Source organism: Roseobacter sp. HKCCD6576-2, assembly GCF_013179285.1.
Taxonomy (GTDB): Bacteria; Pseudomonadota; Alphaproteobacteria; order Rhodobacterales; family Rhodobacteraceae; genus Rhodophyticola; species Rhodophyticola oceani.
The window spans coordinates 401,758-418,084 of the sequence record NZ_WVNW01000001.1; the positions used below are offsets into that span (position 1 = coordinate 401,758).

The 16,327-nt window shown below is 62.7% G+C and carries 14 protein-coding genes; 8 read left to right on the forward strand and 6 right to left on the reverse strand.

The window, feature by feature from the left end; translation table 11 throughout:
• Window positions 1–110: 110 nt before the first annotated feature.
• From ccoG to ccoS, 4 genes are read left to right on the forward strand one after another with little or no spacing between them, the layout of a single operon-like run.
• Window positions 111–1,550, forward strand: coding sequence for a cytochrome c oxidase accessory protein CcoG (gene ccoG / locus GTF44_RS02030; protein WP_171557145.1), 1,440 nt, complete (start codon window positions 111–113; stop codon window positions 1,548–1,550).
• The gene (locus GTF44_RS02035) at window positions 1,547–2,020 is read left to right on the forward strand and encodes a FixH family protein (RefSeq protein WP_171557147.1); all 474 of its coding nucleotides are present in this window, start codon (window positions 1,547–1,549) and stop codon (window positions 2,018–2,020) included. Before ccoG ends, GTF44_RS02035 begins: the two co-directional genes overlap by 4 nt.
• A gap of 8 nt (window positions 2,021–2,028) precedes the next feature.
• Window positions 2,029–4,212: a heavy metal translocating P-type ATPase gene (locus GTF44_RS02040; RefSeq protein WP_171557149.1), complete on the forward strand. Its 2,184-nt coding sequence runs from the start codon at window positions 2,029–2,031 to the stop codon at window positions 4,210–4,212.
• Window positions 4,213–4,220: 8 nt separating this feature from the next.
• Entirely contained in the window at window positions 4,221–4,379 is a 159-nt protein-coding gene (ccoS, locus tag GTF44_RS02045) for a cbb3-type cytochrome oxidase assembly protein CcoS (protein ID WP_145212777.1), read from the forward strand.
• Between the two features lie 112 nt (window positions 4,380–4,491).
• Here ccoS and GTF44_RS02050 read toward each other — a convergent pair whose 3' ends face one another.
• Window positions 4,492–5,883: a serine hydrolase gene (locus GTF44_RS02050; RefSeq protein ID WP_367383355.1), complete on the reverse strand. Its 1,392-nt coding sequence runs from the start codon at window positions 5,881–5,883 to the stop codon at window positions 4,492–4,494.
• Between the two features lie 313 nt (window positions 5,884–6,196).
• On the opposite strand from GTF44_RS02050, the gene hemF reads away from it, so the two are divergent.
• Complete coding sequence (hemF, locus tag GTF44_RS02055; protein WP_171557152.1) at window positions 6,197–7,078, forward strand: oxygen-dependent coproporphyrinogen oxidase; 882 nt, start codon at window positions 6,197–6,199, stop codon at window positions 7,076–7,078.
• Between the two features lie 42 nt (window positions 7,079–7,120).
• Here the strand turns inward: hemF and GTF44_RS02060 are convergent, their stop codons facing one another.
• From GTF44_RS02060 to hemE, 3 genes are read right to left on the reverse strand one after another with little or no spacing between them, the layout of a single operon-like run.
• The gene (locus tag GTF44_RS02060; protein ID WP_171557153.1) at window positions 7,121–8,185 is read right to left on the reverse strand and encodes a glycosyltransferase family 4 protein; all 1,065 of its coding nucleotides are present in this window, start codon (window positions 8,183–8,185) and stop codon (window positions 7,121–7,123) included.
• Between the two features lie 27 nt (window positions 8,186–8,212).
• Window positions 8,213–9,385 carry an FAD-binding oxidoreductase gene (locus tag GTF44_RS02065; protein WP_171557155.1) on the reverse strand — a complete coding sequence of 391 codons (1,173 nt, stop codon included), beginning with the start codon at window positions 9,383–9,385 and terminating at the stop codon, window positions 8,213–8,215.
• 18 nt (window positions 9,386–9,403) lie between these two features.
• The gene (hemE, locus tag GTF44_RS02070) at window positions 9,404–10,435 is read right to left on the reverse strand and encodes a uroporphyrinogen decarboxylase (RefSeq protein ID WP_171557157.1); all 1,032 of its coding nucleotides are present in this window, start codon (window positions 10,433–10,435) and stop codon (window positions 9,404–9,406) included.
• Window positions 10,436–10,533: 98 nt separating this feature from the next.
• Between hemE and hemC the strand changes: the two genes are divergently transcribed.
• The 3 genes from hemC to cueR all read left to right on the forward strand — a co-directional run bounded on the left by hemC (window position 10,534) and on the right by cueR (window position 14,154).
• Window positions 10,534–11,484 carry a hydroxymethylbilane synthase gene (gene hemC / locus GTF44_RS02075; RefSeq protein ID WP_171557158.1) on the forward strand — a complete coding sequence of 317 codons (951 nt, stop codon included), beginning with the start codon at window positions 10,534–10,536 and terminating at the stop codon, window positions 11,482–11,484.
• 67 nt (window positions 11,485–11,551) lie between these two features.
• Window positions 11,552–13,762 (forward strand): heavy metal translocating P-type ATPase, encoded by a 2,211-nt coding sequence (locus GTF44_RS02080; RefSeq protein WP_171557160.1) that lies wholly within the window; start codon window positions 11,552–11,554, stop codon window positions 13,760–13,762.
• Entirely contained in the window at window positions 13,759–14,154 is a 396-nt protein-coding gene (gene cueR, locus GTF44_RS02085; protein WP_171557162.1) for a Cu(I)-responsive transcriptional regulator, read from the forward strand. Before GTF44_RS02080 ends, cueR begins: the two co-directional genes overlap by 4 nt.
• Here cueR and GTF44_RS02090 read toward each other — a convergent pair.
• Both GTF44_RS02090 and GTF44_RS02095 read right to left on the reverse strand, forming a co-directional pair.
• Complete coding sequence (locus GTF44_RS02090; RefSeq protein WP_171557163.1) at window positions 14,151–15,152, reverse strand: serine hydrolase; 1,002 nt, start codon at window positions 15,150–15,152, stop codon at window positions 14,151–14,153. The two genes, cueR and GTF44_RS02090, sit on opposite strands and share 4 nt — an antisense overlap.
• Before the next feature lie 117 nt (window positions 15,153–15,269).
• A complete protein-coding gene (locus tag GTF44_RS02095; RefSeq protein WP_171557165.1) occupies window positions 15,270–16,325 on the reverse strand; it encodes an ABC transporter ATP-binding protein in 1,056 nt (351 codons plus the stop codon).
• Window positions 16,326–16,327: the final 2 nt, after the last annotated feature.

Below are 16,327 nucleotides of genomic sequence, written 5' to 3' on the forward strand. Positions count from 1 at the left end.
CTTCACAACTAAATGACGGGCAGGGTTTGATCCACGTCAAGGAGCCTGCGCGCGCCAAACCCTAGAACAGAATTGCGCAGGATCAGAACAACCTAGGAGCGAGTCTCGTCATGAGTGCCACGGAAGAGCCACAAAAGCTCTACGCCGCCCGCGAACCTGTTTTTCCGAAACGGGTCTCCGGTCAATTCCGCAATCTCAAATGGATCATCATGATCGTGACCCTGGGGATCTACTACATCACCCCCTGGATCCGGTGGGATCGTGGGCCAGCACTTCCCGACCAGGCCGTGCTGATCGACATGGCGAACCGGCGCTTCTTCTTCTTCTGGATCGAGATCTGGCCGCACGAGTTCTATTTTGTTGCGGGCCTTTTGATCATGGCCGGTCTCGGCCTGTTCCTCTTCACGTCCGCGCTTGGGCGGGTCTGGTGCGGTTATACCTGCCCGCAAACCGTTTGGACGGATCTCTTTTTTGCGGTTGAGCGCTGGATCGAGGGCGACCGAAACGCCCGGCTTCGGCTCTGGAAAGCGAGTTGGGATGCCAAGAAAGTCCGGCTCAGGATCACCAAATATATCGCCTGGCTCGCCATTGCGGTGGCCACTGGCGGGGCCTGGGTGTTCTACTTTGCAGACGCCCCGACGCTTCTGGTCAATCTCATCACGCTTCAGGCGCACCCCGTGGCCTACACCACCATCGGCATTCTGACCGCGACCACCTTTGTCTTTGGCGGGTTCATGCGCGAACAGGTCTGCATCTATATGTGCCCCTGGCCGCGCATTCAGGCCGCAATGATGGATGAGCACTCGATCACGGTTGCCTATCGCGATTGGCGCGGTGAGCCGCGCGGGCGTGGCAAGGATCGCCACGAGGGTGAAGGCGAGGCGGCGCTTGGCGACTGCATTGATTGCAATGCCTGCGTCAATGTCTGCCCTGTCGGGATTGATATTCGCGACGGCCAGCAGTTGGAATGCATCACCTGCGCGCTCTGCATCGACGCTTGCGATGACATCATGGAGAAGATTGGCAAGCCGCGCGGTCTGATCGACTATATGGCGCTGACCGATGAGGAAAACGAGCGCGCCGGCAATCAGAAAATTTCGATCTGGAAGCACATTTTCCGGCCTCGGACGATCCTCTATACAGCGCTTTGGTCCGGCATCGGCATTGCGCTTGTGGTGATGCTCTTCATCCGGTCCGAGATCGACATGACCGTCGCGCCGATCCGCAACCCGCAATTTGTCACCATGAGCGATGGCTCGATCCGCAACACCTATGACATCCGGATCCGCAACATGAGCCATGATGACAGCACGTTCCAGATCACGCTGACCTCCGAGGCGGCGTTGGATGTCGGGTTGGAAGGCACGGATCTGCTAACCGTTGATGTGCCTGCCGACACGACTCATCTGCAACGGGTCTATGTCACTGCGGCGCCTGGATCTGACCCGGCCAATCGTGAGCGCACGGATTTCCGCTTCTGGGTGGAAGATCTGCAAAGCACCGCCCGCACGTCACGCGATACCGTCTTCAACGGGAGAGATATGGAATGAGCAGCGAAACCAAACCGGCCCGCGAACTGACCGGTCGTCATGTGCTGGCGATCTTCGTTGGCGGCTTCGGCCTGATCATCGGGGTCAATCTCTTCATGGCCTATAACGCGGTCTCGACATTCCCCGGGCTGGAGGTCTCCTCCAGCTACGCGGATAGTCAGGATTACGACCTGCGCCGTGAAGCCCAAGAGGCGCTCGGTTGGAACGCATCGGTGGCGGTGGACGGGGATATCTTGACCCTGACCATGGTCGATGATGCGGGTCAGCCGGTCGCCCCGGCGGAGCTCAACGCGCTCCTGACTCGGCCAACGAACCAACGAGAAGACCAGATTCTTGAGCTGAGCCGGGTCAATGGTGCCTTTACCGCCCCGGTTCAGGTGTCCGAGGGGCGCTGGCGCCTGCGCCTGACGGGCACGGCCCGCGATGGGACCGACTATCGCCACAACATCACGTTCACGCTGAGAGAGTAAGCGCGCGCATGTCGGCCACCTATGACCATACCAGCCCGGCGGCTTGCCCGGCATGTGCCGGGGCACCGGCGGCGGAAGCTCTGGCCGAGGCGCCGCAGGAGGCACGGCTTATGTTGTCTTTGCCGACGATCCACTGTGCGGCCTGTATCTCTGGCGTCGAGCGCGCCTTGATGGCAACCCCGGGGGTGCAGGACGCGCGCGTGAACCTGACCCTGAAACGCGCCTTGGTTGAAGCTGAGGCGGGGGTCACTGCCGAGCACCTGACACAGGTTCTCGACCGCGCTGGGTATGAGGCCCATGAACTGGACCCGGGCGTTCTGGCCACCACCGAAAACGACCGCCGGGGCCGGGATCTCCTGATGCGGCTTGCCGTTGCGTTTTTCGCGATGATGAACGTGATGTTGCTGTCGGTCGCCGTCTGGTCCGGGGCCGAAGACGCCACCCGTGATATGATGCATTGGATTTCGGCGGCCATCGCCATCCCGGCGGTGATTTTCTGCGGTAGGCCCTTTTATGTCTCCGCCTGGTCTGCGCTCCGGGTCCGGCGCTTGAACATGGATGTACCGATCACTCTGGCGATTGTGCTCGCTGTTGGCACCTCGCTTTATGAGACCGCGAATTCTGGTCACCACGCCTATTTCGATGCCGCCATCGCGCTCTGCTTCTTCCTTCTGGCGGGTCGCTATCTCGACCATCGCACCCGCGCCTCCGCCCGATCCGCCGCGCAGGAGCTGGCCGCGCTGGAAGTGCCTCGGGCGCTGCGCCTGACGGAAAACGGCGAAGAAACCGTCTCAGTCACCGAACTTGCCATAGGCGAGTTGGTCCTGGTGAAACCGGGCGGACGGATCCCCGTTGATGGTCGCGTGACGGAGGGCAGTTCCGAGATCGATCGGGCGCTTATGACGGGCGAGAGCTTGCCTGCCTATGCCGGGCCGGGGTCTGCGGTGAGCGCGGGCGAAGTCAATCTCACCGGTCCGCTGACGATCGAAGTTACCGCCGCGGGCGAAGACACCGCGCTGCATCGGATCGCCGATCTGGTCGCCGTGGCCGAAGCAGGCCGGAACAATTACACCTCGCTCGCGGATCAAGCGGCGAAGCTCTACGCCCCGGGCGTGCATATCCTCTCGCTTCTCGCCGCCATCGGCTGGTGGCTCTACACCCAAGATTTGCGCATCTCGCTCAACATCGCCGCTGCGGTTCTGATCATCACTTGCCCCTGCGCCTTGGGCCTCGCCGTGCCAGCGGTGACCACCGCCGCCTCGGGTCGTCTCTTCCGCAAGGGTATGTTGATCAAAGACGGCACCGCGATGGAACGTCTGGCCGAGACGGACACCGTGGTCTTCGACAAAACCGGCACCCTGACCCTTGGCGCGCCGCAGCCCGTCGGCCTGGAGGAACATCCGAAAGAGGCGATGCGCGTTGCCTTGGCGCTGGCCCAAGCCTCCGCCCACCCTCTGGCAGAGGCGCTCACATCGGCGCTCCGCAAGCAGACCATTCGGCCCGCCCGCCTCGACGGGCTCACCGAAGTACCGGGTTATGGCATCGAAGCCACTTGGAAAGGGCAGCCCGTCCGCCTGGGCCGCGCCGCATGGCTCGGCGCGGAGGCTCCTGATGTCACCGCAACCTTCCTCCAGATCGGCGAGGCCACGCCCTTGGCGATCACCTTCACAGACAGCATCCGCCCGGGTGCCGCCGAGGCCGTGGCCGCCCTCAAAGCCCAAGGCAAACGCCTGATCTTGATATCGGGCGACACAAAGGGCGCGGTCACCCGTTTTGCTGCCGAAATTGGCATCGATGAGGTGATCGCCGAGGCCCTGCCCGAAGAAAAAGCCGCCTTCGTCGCGGATCTGGCCGGGCAAGACGCCAAAGTGCTCATGGTGGGCGACGGCCTTAACGACACTGCAGCGCTCGCGGCCGCCTATGTCTCGATCTCACCCGCATCCGCGCTTGATGCGGCGCGTTCGGCCTCCGATATGGTCCTCCTGGGTCGTGATCTCTCACCCATTGCCGATGCGCTGACCACCGCGACCCAAGCCCGCAAACGGATCCACGAAAACTTCACGCTGGCGACGATCTACAACGTTCTCGCCGTACCTTTCGCCATCGCCGGGCTTGCCACACCGCTCATCGCGGCCCTTGCCATGTCCTCATCGTCGCTTACGGTGTCGCTCAATGCATTGCGCTTGAAATAGGCCGCTCTATGGACGTTCTCGGCATCCTTATCCCCGTTTCGCTCTTCTTGGGTGGTGTTGGACTTGCGGCGTTCTTCTGGATGCTCAAGCGGGGCCAATTCGAAGACCCGGACGGTGATGCGCATCGCATCCTGCGCGACGACTATGATGACGCGCCGAAAGACTAGCCGCGTCTAACCATCTCAAGAGAAAAGAGACGCCCTTGCCATCTCTCCATGGCAATGCGGTCTAAGGAGGGCTCCCGAAAGGGGGCGTGACGCAGACCGCCGCACCCCTTCTTTACGGCCCGTAGGTCGTGCAGGTCACCGCCCGCGCCATCAACCGGGCACAGGCGCGCGCGGCTTGTTCCTCGGTCATGCCGTCAAACCGGGCTTCAAACCCACCGGCGCGATTCACCACGCGGCGGAGCGCCTCGTCGAACGTGCCCAACTCCGCCAAGGCCGTCGTCAACAACAGCCGCTCTGCGGAATTTTGCGTCGGATAGCGCCCAAGCGAGACCCCATAAAGCCGACTTCCGGTCGATGACGCTCGCGTCACGATTTCCGGCTCGATCGGTGCCGCCCGTGCCACAACTTCGGTTACATTCACTGGCCGGGGCGCAGGCGGGGTATCGGGCGGCGTCAAAGCAGCAACCTCGATCGCGGCATCCTCAGCCGTGCTTTCGGTTTCGGCGGCGTCTGCGACAAGCACGTCTTCGGCCACGGCCTCTGCAACAGAATCCTCGGCCACGTCTTCTGGCACCTCTTCAAGCACCCCTTCGACGGCTGCATCTATCGCGGCCAGAAGGGCGGGCGAGGCCTCTCGGACGGGCCGCCGCACGGGTACGACGCTCTGCGCGACCGCCAAGCTTTGCGGACGGCTGGGTTGGTGCGGGTCATTATCATATGTCGGCAGGCTAGGCCGCCTGATTGTCGCGCGGCTGGGTGCTCGGGCAAAGCCCATATCGAGCAGTTCCATAATCCGCTGGTTGCGCGTTGCGGTGGAGCGGCCGCCGAAGACCGTCGCAATGATCCGCTCTTGCCCCCGTTCGGCTGAAGCCACCAGGTTGAACCCCGCCGCCCGGGTGTAGCCGGTCTTGATCCCATCCGCCCCGCGATAAGCGTCCAAGACCCTACGATTGGTATTGCGCACTGTGGCAATGCCCGCATCGGTCGAGCGGCGCGAGAAGATGTTGTAATACTGCGGATAGTCGAAAAAGATCCGCCGCCCCATCGTCGTCATGTCGCGCGCGGTGGAGAGATGCCCCTCTTCGGTCAAGCCATGAGCATTGCGAAAGGTTGTGCGCGTCATACCCAACGCGCGCGCCGTGCGGTTCATCCGCCGGGCAAAGGCCGCTTCGGAGCCTTCAATTGCTTCGCCAATCGCCGTCGCCGCGTCATTGGCCGAACGCACCGCTGCGGCGCGCACCAGATAGCGGAGCGCAATCCGTGACCCGGACCGGAGGCCGAGTTCCGAGGGGGGTTCCGCTGCGGCGTTGGAGGAAATCGTCACCTGCGTGTCCATGGTGATCTCGCCCAAGCGCACCGCTTCGAACGCGATGTAGAGCGTCATCATTTTGGTCAGCGATGCCGGGTGCAATCGGGTGTCGGCGTTGCGAGAATGCAATACCTCACCCGTGCGCGCATCCATAACCATGGCGGCGTAGGGGGCCGCCCCGGCTTGTTGCGACAAGCTGAATACGGCGCAAAATAGCGCGAGTGCCCCCAAAAGGGACGTGAGAAACCTTCGATGTATCACGAGACCTGCTCTATCTGCCTCTGGTGCCGTCTTTGCGGCGATTGAGGGAATCCTAGGCGATTTTTTCAAAGAAATCCATGACAAAGACGAAAGAGACCGTGGCATTTTTGGGGCAGTTGCAGCGGGTTAGCACATTTGGCGGCCTTGCCGCCTTCAGCCGCTACATCTTCGCCGCCCCATGACAATCGGTCGCGTGACCTCCCCGGCCGGGCTTGCTAACAGAGCGCAGATGAGAAGGACTGCGCCGATGAGTGACCTGTTTGATACCCGCAAAGCCCGCGCATCGACCTGGTTCCGCCGGTTACGGGACGAGATCGTGGCGGCTTTTGAAGCCTTGGAAGACACGCAAGGCGGGGAGGGGGCCCCGGGCCGATTCGAGATCAAAGAGACCAAGCGCGCCTCCGAGGATGGCTCGGATGCCGGCGGCGGGTTGATGAGCGTGATGCGGGGCGGCAAAGTCTTTGAAAAGGTTGGGGTCAATGTCTCCACCGTCTATGGCACGCTCGGCCCCCGCGCGGTGCAGGCGATGGCGGCCCGCAAGGACCTGAGCGGGCTGAAAGATGACCCACGTTTCTGGGCCTCGGGCATTTCCTTGGTGGCGCATATGCAAAACCCGCGCGTCCCGGCGGTGCATATGAACACAAGGATGTTTTGGACGCCGCATGGCTGGTGGTTTGGCGGCGGCGCGGATCTCAACCCGGCCATTGAATACGAGGCCGATACCGCCGCCTTTCATGCCGTGTTGAAGGATCATTGCGACCGTCACAATCCAGAATACTATCCCAAATTTAAGGCTTGGGCCGATGAGTATTTCTATATCCCCCATCGTGGCCGGGCGCGTGGCGTGGGCGGGATATTCTATGACGACCTGAATACCGAGGATTGGGACGCCGATTTCGCCTTTACGCAAGATGTGGGCCGGGCGTTTCTTCCGGCGTTTTTGGGCGTGGTTGAGACCCGGCGGCATGAAGCATTCACCGGGGAAGACCGCGAGGCGCAACTTGTGCATCGCGGCCTCTATGCGGAGTATAATCTGGTCTATGACCGAGGCACGAAATTCGGGCTCGAGACCGGGCATGACGCGAATGCGGTCTTGATGAGTCTGCCGCCGATCGCGAAATGGACCTGAAAATAGGTTACGAAAAGTCGTCGATCCGGAGTTTTTCGTAACCTATTGGGTGACTCCGAGAAGGTCGCGATAAATCGCGATGATCTTCTGCGCCTCGCCCTCAATCCGGAAATTCTGAACGACATGGGCACGGGCGGCGGCGGCTTGCCGGGCGCGGTCTTCTGGATTGTCCAGCAACTGCGCGGTGGCCTCGATCATCGCCGGAACATCGCCGGGCGGGATCAGCGCGCCGGTTTCTCCGGGCACCACCAGTTCTTCAAAGGCCCCGACCGTCGTGGCCACAACCGGCACAGCGCAGGCCATGGCTTCCAGCGGGGTGAGGCCGAAGCCCTCCCATCGCTGCGGGGCGATGAAGAGATCCAGCGCCTGATACCATTTGGCGATGTCATGAACCGGGACCTCGGGCGGGAAGAGCAGCCGATCGGCCAGGCCCGCCGCCGCGACCTTTGCTTTCAAATCACGCTCAAAGCCGAGATGTTTCTCGGTCGCGCGCCCCATGACGATGGCCGCCGCATCCGGGCGATCTCGCAGCACCTCGATCATCGCATCAACAAAGACATCCGTGCCCTTTTGCGCCCGAATGCGCCCGAAACACCCGACCAGCGGCCCGGGCGGAAGGCCAAACGATGCTTTGACGGCGGCGCGGTCGGTCGGCGGCGAGAAGCTTTCCGTATTTATGCCATGCAAGATCACCGTCGATGGCCGATCAAGATAGTCTGCGGTCTTTTGCGATGTGGAAATCACTGCATCCATCTGTCGGATCAGCCATTTGGAATAGCCCGTGTGGTGGCGCTGTGACGCAGAGGTGAAGAGCAGTTTCAACCGTTTCCGAAGGAGATGTTTCAGCACCAGCCCGGCCAACATTTCCGAGTTCCGCCGCGCGTGCCACACCCTGTGACCTGACGGGCCTTTGGCGGGCATGGTCAGCAGATCACTGCGCCGGATTTGGGGCACATGGGTCGGCAATGCCGGGGCGACGGCGGCAATCGCAATCTCTTGCGCTTGCAGCGGCACCAGCCGCACAACCGTTGCCGTGACGCCAGAAAGGCGGCGTTTGAAATTCGGCGCGATCACATCGATTTGCGCGGGGTCGAGATAGCTCGTCATGATGGGCGCTTAGCGGCCTTGGGCGGTTCAAGCAAGGACTGCGCGGAAATCCGTCTCATAGCCTTCGGCCTGGATGCCTTCGCCACGCGCCACCATCGCACCAAGCCGCCCCAACTCATCACAGCATTTCGCGCCCGCGCCATTGCCGCCGGTCAAGAGCGTCAGATCATCGGACAGCCGGTCGATATAGGGATATCCGGTGGTCGTGAAGCTGACGGCGCAACTGCCCGTATGGGTGCTTTGGATGGCGAGATCGGGCATGAGGGTGCGGAGATGGGTGAGAAGTGTCTCGGCGATTTCTGCATCGCCGTCGCTTTGAAACCATGCGGTGATGTCGGATCGGTTGGTCAAAAGTGGGCTTTCATCCTCGCCGCCGATCTTCAGGTAAAGCTTGCCATCAGGATAGCGGATCGGCGGCAGAAGATAGAGATCGTAGCCGAGCCCTTCGGGGATGAAGATCAGGCTCGGCATCTGTGCCAGGCGGGCGGCTTCGGTCTCATCAACTTCAGCAAAGGCGATGGTGCGGGCATAGACTCTCATCTCCGGACGGGCCGGGAGCAGATCATCCGTATGCGCATAAGCGCCAGTTGCCATCACGATATGGCCAGCGGCAAGTGTCGTGCCATCCGCCAAATGCAGCCCGTTTTGGCTCAGGGCCGTGACGGCGTGTCGGATGATCTCTGCCCCGGCTTTCGCGGCCAAGAGGCTTTCCGCATCCCGCAAGGCGCGGGGGTTGATCGTACCGCCGCTGGCCTCCCAAGCGGCCTCTGTGCCAGGCGGGAAGGTGAACTCGGGGAACCGCCGGGGAAGCGTCGCGTCGTTGTGGTGCTCATGTGGGATGTCGAGCGCGTCGGCGACTCTCAGGAAGCTTTCGGTAAAGTCACTGCCGGGGCCCGCGCGCGGGCCGGCCATCATGCCACCTGACGCGGTGAAAATCTCCAATCCGCTTCGCGTTTCAAGATCGGCATAGCGGTCAATCGACCGGCTTGAGAGCCGCGCCCAATCCGCGTCATGAGCCAGGCGACGGGTGATCCGGCCTTGATCGTGATGGCTGCCGAAGGGGCCGGAATGCGTTATGCGGTCTGCGGGTTCGTCCGGGCCGATTAGCGCGACCGATGCGCCACTCTCCGCCAAGTATCGGGCGCAGGCGTTGCCCATCATGCCGCGCCCGATCACCGCGAAATCGACGGTTTTGCTCATCCGATGCCCCTTCCTGCGCTAGCCCCGGATCGCCTCCAGCATCCGGTGCACATTCTCTGGGTCCGCATCGGGTGTGATCCCGTGACCCAGATTGAAGATATGCGGCCCGCCTTTGAGCGCCTCGATAATGGCGCGGGTTTCATCGACCAGGGGCTGCCCGCCGGTGACCATATGTTTCGGGTCCAGATTGCCCTGAATACAGCTATCGGGCTGCAAATGCTCTGCCGCCCAAGCGGGATCGACATTGGTGTCGATGGCCAGCCCATCTGCGCCAACGGCCTTGGCGAAGCCGATATAGGCCTCGCCTGCCTGGCGGGGGAAAGCGATGATGGGCAGGCCTGGGTGGCGGGATTTCAGCTCTGCGATGATCCGCGTGGCGGGTGCGAGTGCGTATTTGGTGAAATCCTCGCCGTTCAGCGACCCGGCCCAACTGTCGAAGAGTTTCACAACCTCCGCCCCGGCGTCGACCTGTTTCGAGAGATACTCAATCGTCGCTTCGGTCAACAGATCCAGGAGTGCCTCAAACGTCGCGCGATCCTCGGCTTTCAGCTTATGGGCCGGGCCTTGATCCGGGGTGCCGCGCCCGGCGATCATATAGGTGGCGACGGTCCATGGCGCGCCCGCAAAGCCGATCAGCGCGGTCTCGGAAGGCAACTCACGGCGCAGGATTCGCAGAGTTTCGTAGATCGGGGCAAGGTGGTCATGGATGTCGTCTTTGCCTTTGAGCGGCGCGAGCCCGTCCGGGCCGGTGATGGTCGACAGGCGCGGGCCTTCGCCGGTGACGAACCAGACATCCGCGCCAAGCGCGTCAGGCACCAGAAGGATATCGGCAAACATGATCGCCGCATCGAACCCATAGCGGCGGATCGGTTGAAGCGTCACCTCGGCTGCGAGCTCGGAGTTATAGCAGAGCGACAGGAAATCCCCCGCCTCGGCCCGGGTGGCGCGGTATTCCGGCAAGTAGCGCCCGGCCTGGCGCATCATCCAAACCGGCGGGATGGGAAGGGTTTCGCCAGCCAAGCTGCGAAGGAGTTTTTTCTCAGTGCTCATCAACGGATCCTTTGTCTGGCGCGCACCGTCTGGTGTGGGCGGCGAAGTGTCAAGACGGGCTCCGTTGTCACCACCGGCGGGCTTGGATAGAGAGAGGCATGACCGTTGATTTGCCCACCCCCGCAGAGCCTTTGAAGATTGGCACCAGAGGCTCACCGCTGGCGCTAGCGCAGGCGCATGAGACGCGCGACCGGCTGGCCGCTGCGTTCGATTTGCCGCAGGCCGCGTTTGAGATCGTGGTGATCAAGACCACGGGAGATAAGGTGCAGGACCGGCCGCTGAAGGAGATCGGCGGCAAGGGGCTCTTCACCAAGGAGATCGAAGAGGATCTGCTGTCCGGCGCGATCGATATCGCGGTGCATTCGATGAAGGATATGCCTGTGGCGCAGCCGGGCGGGTTGCTGCTCGATACCTATCTACCGCGCGAGGATGTGCGCGACGCGTTTGTGTCTTTGGGTTTCGACAGCCTGGCCGCTTTGCCCGCAGGGGCACGGGTTGGCACCTCAAGCCTGAGACGGGCGGCGCAGCTTCGGGCGCGGCGGCCCGATCTGGAAGTTGTGGAGTTTCGCGGCAATGTGCAGACGCGGATGAAAAAGCTTGGCGATGGGGTGGCCGATGCGACCTTTCTGGCCATGGCCGGGTTGCGCCGGTTGGGGATGGAAGAGGTGGTGAAATCCGCGATTGCCGTGGAGGACGTGTTGCCCGCCGTGGCCCAAGGCGCGATTGGTATCGAGCGGCGCGCAGCCGACAGTCGCGCGGCGGCGCTTTTGGAAGCAATCCATGACGGGCCGACGGGGCAACGCTTGGCCGCCGAACGGGCATTTTTGGCAGGGCTGGACGGGTCTTGCCAAACGCCAATCGCCGGATTGGCGGAGTTGGACGGCATGATGCTCCGGCTTAGGGGTGAGATTTTGCGGCCTGACGGGTCGGAGACCCTGCAGGACGACGCCAATGCGCCAATTGAAGATGGCGCGGCGCTTGGCGCCGAGATGGCGGCGCGCTTGCGCGGCCAAGCCGGCCCCGGATTTTTTGACTGGATCACCGATTAGGGTCTCTTGACCTTCCCGTGACTGGAAGCCTTATATCTGGTGGGACCGGATAGGAGAGGCTTGCCCGATGCCCAAGGATCACAGTGAAATCGCCACCCGCCTGACCGTCGGCAACCTGTCCTGCGGCGGCTGTGTCGCGCGGGCGGAAACCGCGCTGGGCGGCGCGCCGGGGATACTCGAGGCCCGGGTGAATTTGGCCACGAAACGGGCGGATGTGGTCAGCGCCGGGCCCTTGGATCTGAGCGCGATCCAAGCGGTGATGGATCAGGCGGGCTATCCCGTCGCGCCCGAAGCCCAACCGGAGATTGCGGAACCAGAGGAGGACGAGGCCGCCCCGCTCTGGCGCAGCTTTCTGATCGCGGCGGTTCTGACCCTACCGGTTTTTGTTCTGGAAATGGGCGGGCATCTCTACCCGCCGTTTCACCATTGGGTGATGGCCACGATCGGGACGTTTCCGTCCCATCTGATCCAGTTCGTGCTGACCACGGCAGTTTTGGCCGGGCCGGGCCGGGTGTTTTTCCGCCATGGGGTGCCCGCGCTTCTGCGTCTGGCGCCAGAGATGAACAGCCTTGTGGTGTTGGGCACATCTGCGGCCTGGGCCTTCTCAACCGTCGTGACCTTCGCGCCAGAGCTTCTGCCGGCCGGATCGCGCTTTGTCTATTTCGAGGCAGCGGCGGTGATCGTGACGCTGATCCTGCTCGGCCGCTATCTGGAGGCCCGCGTGCGGGGGCAGGCGGGCTCGGCCATTCGCGAACTGATGGGGCTGAGGCCTGATACGGCTACCACGGCGGATGGGCAACGCGTGGCGTTGGCCGATATTCAGCCGGGCGATAAGCTGCGGCTTTTCCCGGGCGAACGGGTGGCCGTCGATGGCGTGGTGATCGAGGGTGAGACCTATATTGAAGAGGCGATGATCACCGGCGAGCCGGTGCCCGCGCCGAAAGGCCCTGGCGATACGGTGACCGGCGGAACGCTGAACGGCACCGGGGGGCTGATCTACCAGGCAACCCATGTGGGGGCCGATACCGTCTTGGCGCAGATCGTCCGCATGGTTGAGGACGCGCAGGCGACGCGGCTGCCGATCCAAAGCTTGATCAACAAGGTAACGGGTGTGTTCGTGCCCGTGGTTTTGGCGATTGCGGTTCTTGCGGCGGGCGGTTGGTTTTTCTTCGGCCCCGATCCAATCACGGCCTTGGTGATTGGTGTGTCGGTGCTGATCATCGCCTGCCCGTGTGCGATGGGGTTGGCGACACCGGTTTCAATCATGGCAGGCACGGGCCGGGCAGCGGAACTGGGCGTGCTGTTCCGTAAGGGCGATGCGTTGCAAGAATTGGGGCGCGTCGATCTGGTGGCGTTCGACAAGACCGGAACGCTGACCGAAGGCGCGCCGAAAGTGGTGCGTGTGGCGCCAGAACCGGGCTTGCCGGAGGCGGAGCTTCTGGCGCTCGCCGCTGCGGTGGAGCAGGCCTCGGAACACCCGCTGGGGCAAGCGATTGTGGCCGAAGCGGCGGCGCGAGGGTTGGATCTGCCGCCTGTGCATGGCTTTCAGAGCCGAACCGGTGCGGGTGTTGAGGCGTTTGTGGGCGATGCGCAGCTCCGGATTGGGACAGAGGCGCTGATGGCGGAGGCGGGCGTTGCGCCAGGTGACTTGGCGGATGGGTCCGAAACCTTGATCCATGTGGCGCGGGACGCGGATTATCTGGGGGCGATTGCGCTGGCCGATCCCGTCAAGCCCGATGCAGCGCGGGCCGTTCAAGCCCTGAAAGACCGTGGCATTGCGGTTGCGATGCTGTCTGGTGATGCGGAGGGGCCTGTCGCGGCGGTGGCAGAGGCGCTTGGCATCGAGATCGCGTTGTCGCGGCTGGACCCGGCGCAGAAACGTGCGAAAGTGGCCGATTGGCGCAAGGAGAAGCGCAAAGTGGCCTTCGTGGGCGACGGGATCAATGACGCGCCGGTTTTGGCCGCGGCGGATGTGGGCGTGGCGCTGGGTTCGGGCACGGATGTGGCGATGGAGGCGGCGGATGTTGTTTTGATCTCTGGCGCGCCATCGGGCGTCAGCACCGCGATGGAGGTCAGCCGCCGGACGATGCGCAACATCGCGCAGAACCTCGTTTGGGCCTTTGGCTATAATGTGGCTTTGATCCCCGTCGCGGCGGGGCTTCTGGCGATTTTTGGCGGGCCGGTTCTGTCGCCAATGCTGGCCGCAGGCGCGATGGCGGCCAGTTCGGTTCTGGTCGTGATGAATGCGCTTAGACTGCGACGGATGGAGATGAGATGAACATCGGAGATGTGGCCGAGCGGACCGGCCTGCCCGCCAAAACGATCCGGTATTACGAAGAGATCGGGCTGATCGCGCCGGATCGCACGGCCAATGGCTATCGGGACTTTTCGGGCGCTCATGTGCATAAGCTGGCGTTTTTGGGTCGGGCGCGAGGATTGGGGTTTTCGATTGAGGAATGTCGGGCGCTTTTGGCGCTTTATGAAGACCGGGGCCGGGCGAGCGCCGATGTGAAACGCATCGCCCGGGCGCATTTGGTGGATATCGAGAGCAAAATGGCGGAACTGGCCGCGATGCGCGACACGCTGGCCGATCTGGTGGAGAAATGTGCGGGCGATCATCGGCCCGACTGTCCGATCCTGGCGGATCTGGCGGAAGATGGGGCCACTTAGGCGCGGGCGAAGGTCAGGACGGTTCGGTCGACCAGATCGCGTAGGTCGCTGAAATATCCGCCAGAGCGGGCGGGTCGCGTCGGATCAGAGGTGATCGCGATCGACAGGTCCATGTCTGGCACGACCACCAGCATTTGCCCACCATATCCACGGCCATAAGCGGCCTCCTGCCCGGCAAACCGGGTCAGAAACCAGCCATAGCCATAGGCGTCACCGGACCAGGGGGACCGCGCCTGCGCACGCCAAGAAGCGTCGATCCAACCGGGACTGACCACCTGCTGCCCCTCGATCTGGCCGCCATTCAGGATCATCTCGCCCAAACGCGCCAAGGCCAGCGGGCTCATCGCCATTTCATTGCCGCCGAGATAGCGGCCCTGACCGTCGCGGACCCAGGGCGGGATATCGATCCCCAGGGGGTCGCCGAGCCAGTCGCGCGCCATTTCAAGCAAGCTTATCCCACTGGCCGCCGACAGAGCCGCGCCGAGAATGTGCCAGGACCCGGTGGAGTAGATGAACCGGCCACCCGGTTGATCGATCAAGTCGCGGGTGAGCGCGTAATCGACCCAATCCGGGCTGGCGATCCAAGCGCCGTAATTCGGGCCGGAGGTGCTTTCAAGCCCGGCTTGCATCGACAGAAGATGGCCGATGGTCAGCCGATCTCTCGCGTCACCGAAGGCCGCGCGGTTCAGAAGCGGGAGGACCAGCTGTTCGGGGCCATCAAGCAGGCCCTTGTCGATGGCGATGCCGGTCAGAAGGGCATGGATTGTTTTCGAAACGGATTTGATATTGGCGGACCGATCCACGCCCGGCCCGCGATAGGTTTCGGCCAGTTCGGTCTGTCCATTGCGCGTCACAACGAGTGTGTGAAGCTGACCAAGGCTGCGAGCCCAATGCGTCAGATCGTGTGTTGCAGGCAGGCCTTGGGCCAAAAGGGCCGGCGCCGCCAGAGCGGCGGGCATGGCGCCCAAAACGGCGCGACGGGAGAGAAGGGTCGGCATCGTAAGCCCTTTGACTGACGTCTATCTGTCCTGATCATCTAGGCGCAGAAGGGGCGCGGGCCAACATCCCGCATGGCGTCGGTCACGATTGGTTGAAGGCGCTTTCTGGGCGGTTGGTTATCTCAACCGCTGACCAGAGGTTGCATCGAAATAGAGCGGCGCGTTGGCATCGAAGCTGAGCCCAACCATGCTGCCCGGGGCAGGCGCGGATTGCTCATGTGCCTCGACGATGATCCGCGTCCCATCTTGGCCGGTCAGATAATGATAGGCGACGCCGCCCAGTTGCTCACTCAACACCACCTGATGCGTGTTCCCCTCGCCGATTTTCAGATGCTGCGGGCGCAGGCCCATGGTGACCGCGCCGTCGGTCACGCTGCCAAGGCCGGGTGACAGCACTGTGTTGCCGAGGCCGGGAATGGTTACTTGCCCACCTTTGGCGGCGCCGGGGAAGAAATTCATTGCTGGCGAGCCGATGAACCCGGCGACGAACTGATTGTCAGGGTCATTGTAGAGATCGAGCGGGCGGCCCGCCTGTTCGATGATCCCGGCACGGAGCACGACGATTTTGTCGGCCAGCGTCATCGCCTCGACCTGATCATGGGTCACATAGATCATTGTTGCGCCGATCTCTTGGTGCAGGCGCGCAATCTCAACCCGCATTTCGACCCGCAATTCGGCATCGAGATTGGAGAGTGGTTCATCAAAGAGGAACACCTCTGGCCCACGGACGATCGCCCGGCCAATGGCGACGCGCTGACGTTGCCCGCCGGAGAGGGCTTTGGGTTTGCGGTCCAGATAATCGTCGAGTTTCAGAACGCGCGAGGCCTCGGCGACCTTCTCTTGAATCTCGGCTTTCGGATGGCCGTTCATCTTCAGACCGAAGCCCATATTCTCGGCAACCGACATATGCGGATAAAGCGCATAGGTTTGAAACACCATCGCTACACCACGTTCGGCCGGGTCCATATGGGTCACGTCGCGGGGGCCGATCTCGATTTTGCCAGCGGTGGTTTCTTCCAGGCCTGCGACCATCCTGAGCAGCGTGGACTTGCCGCAGCCGGAGGGGCCAACAAACACGCAGAAATCCCCGTGATCTATCTGAAGGTCGACCCCATGGATCACCTGCACATCACCGTATTTCTTCACCACATTGCTGAGCGTGACGCCTGACATGG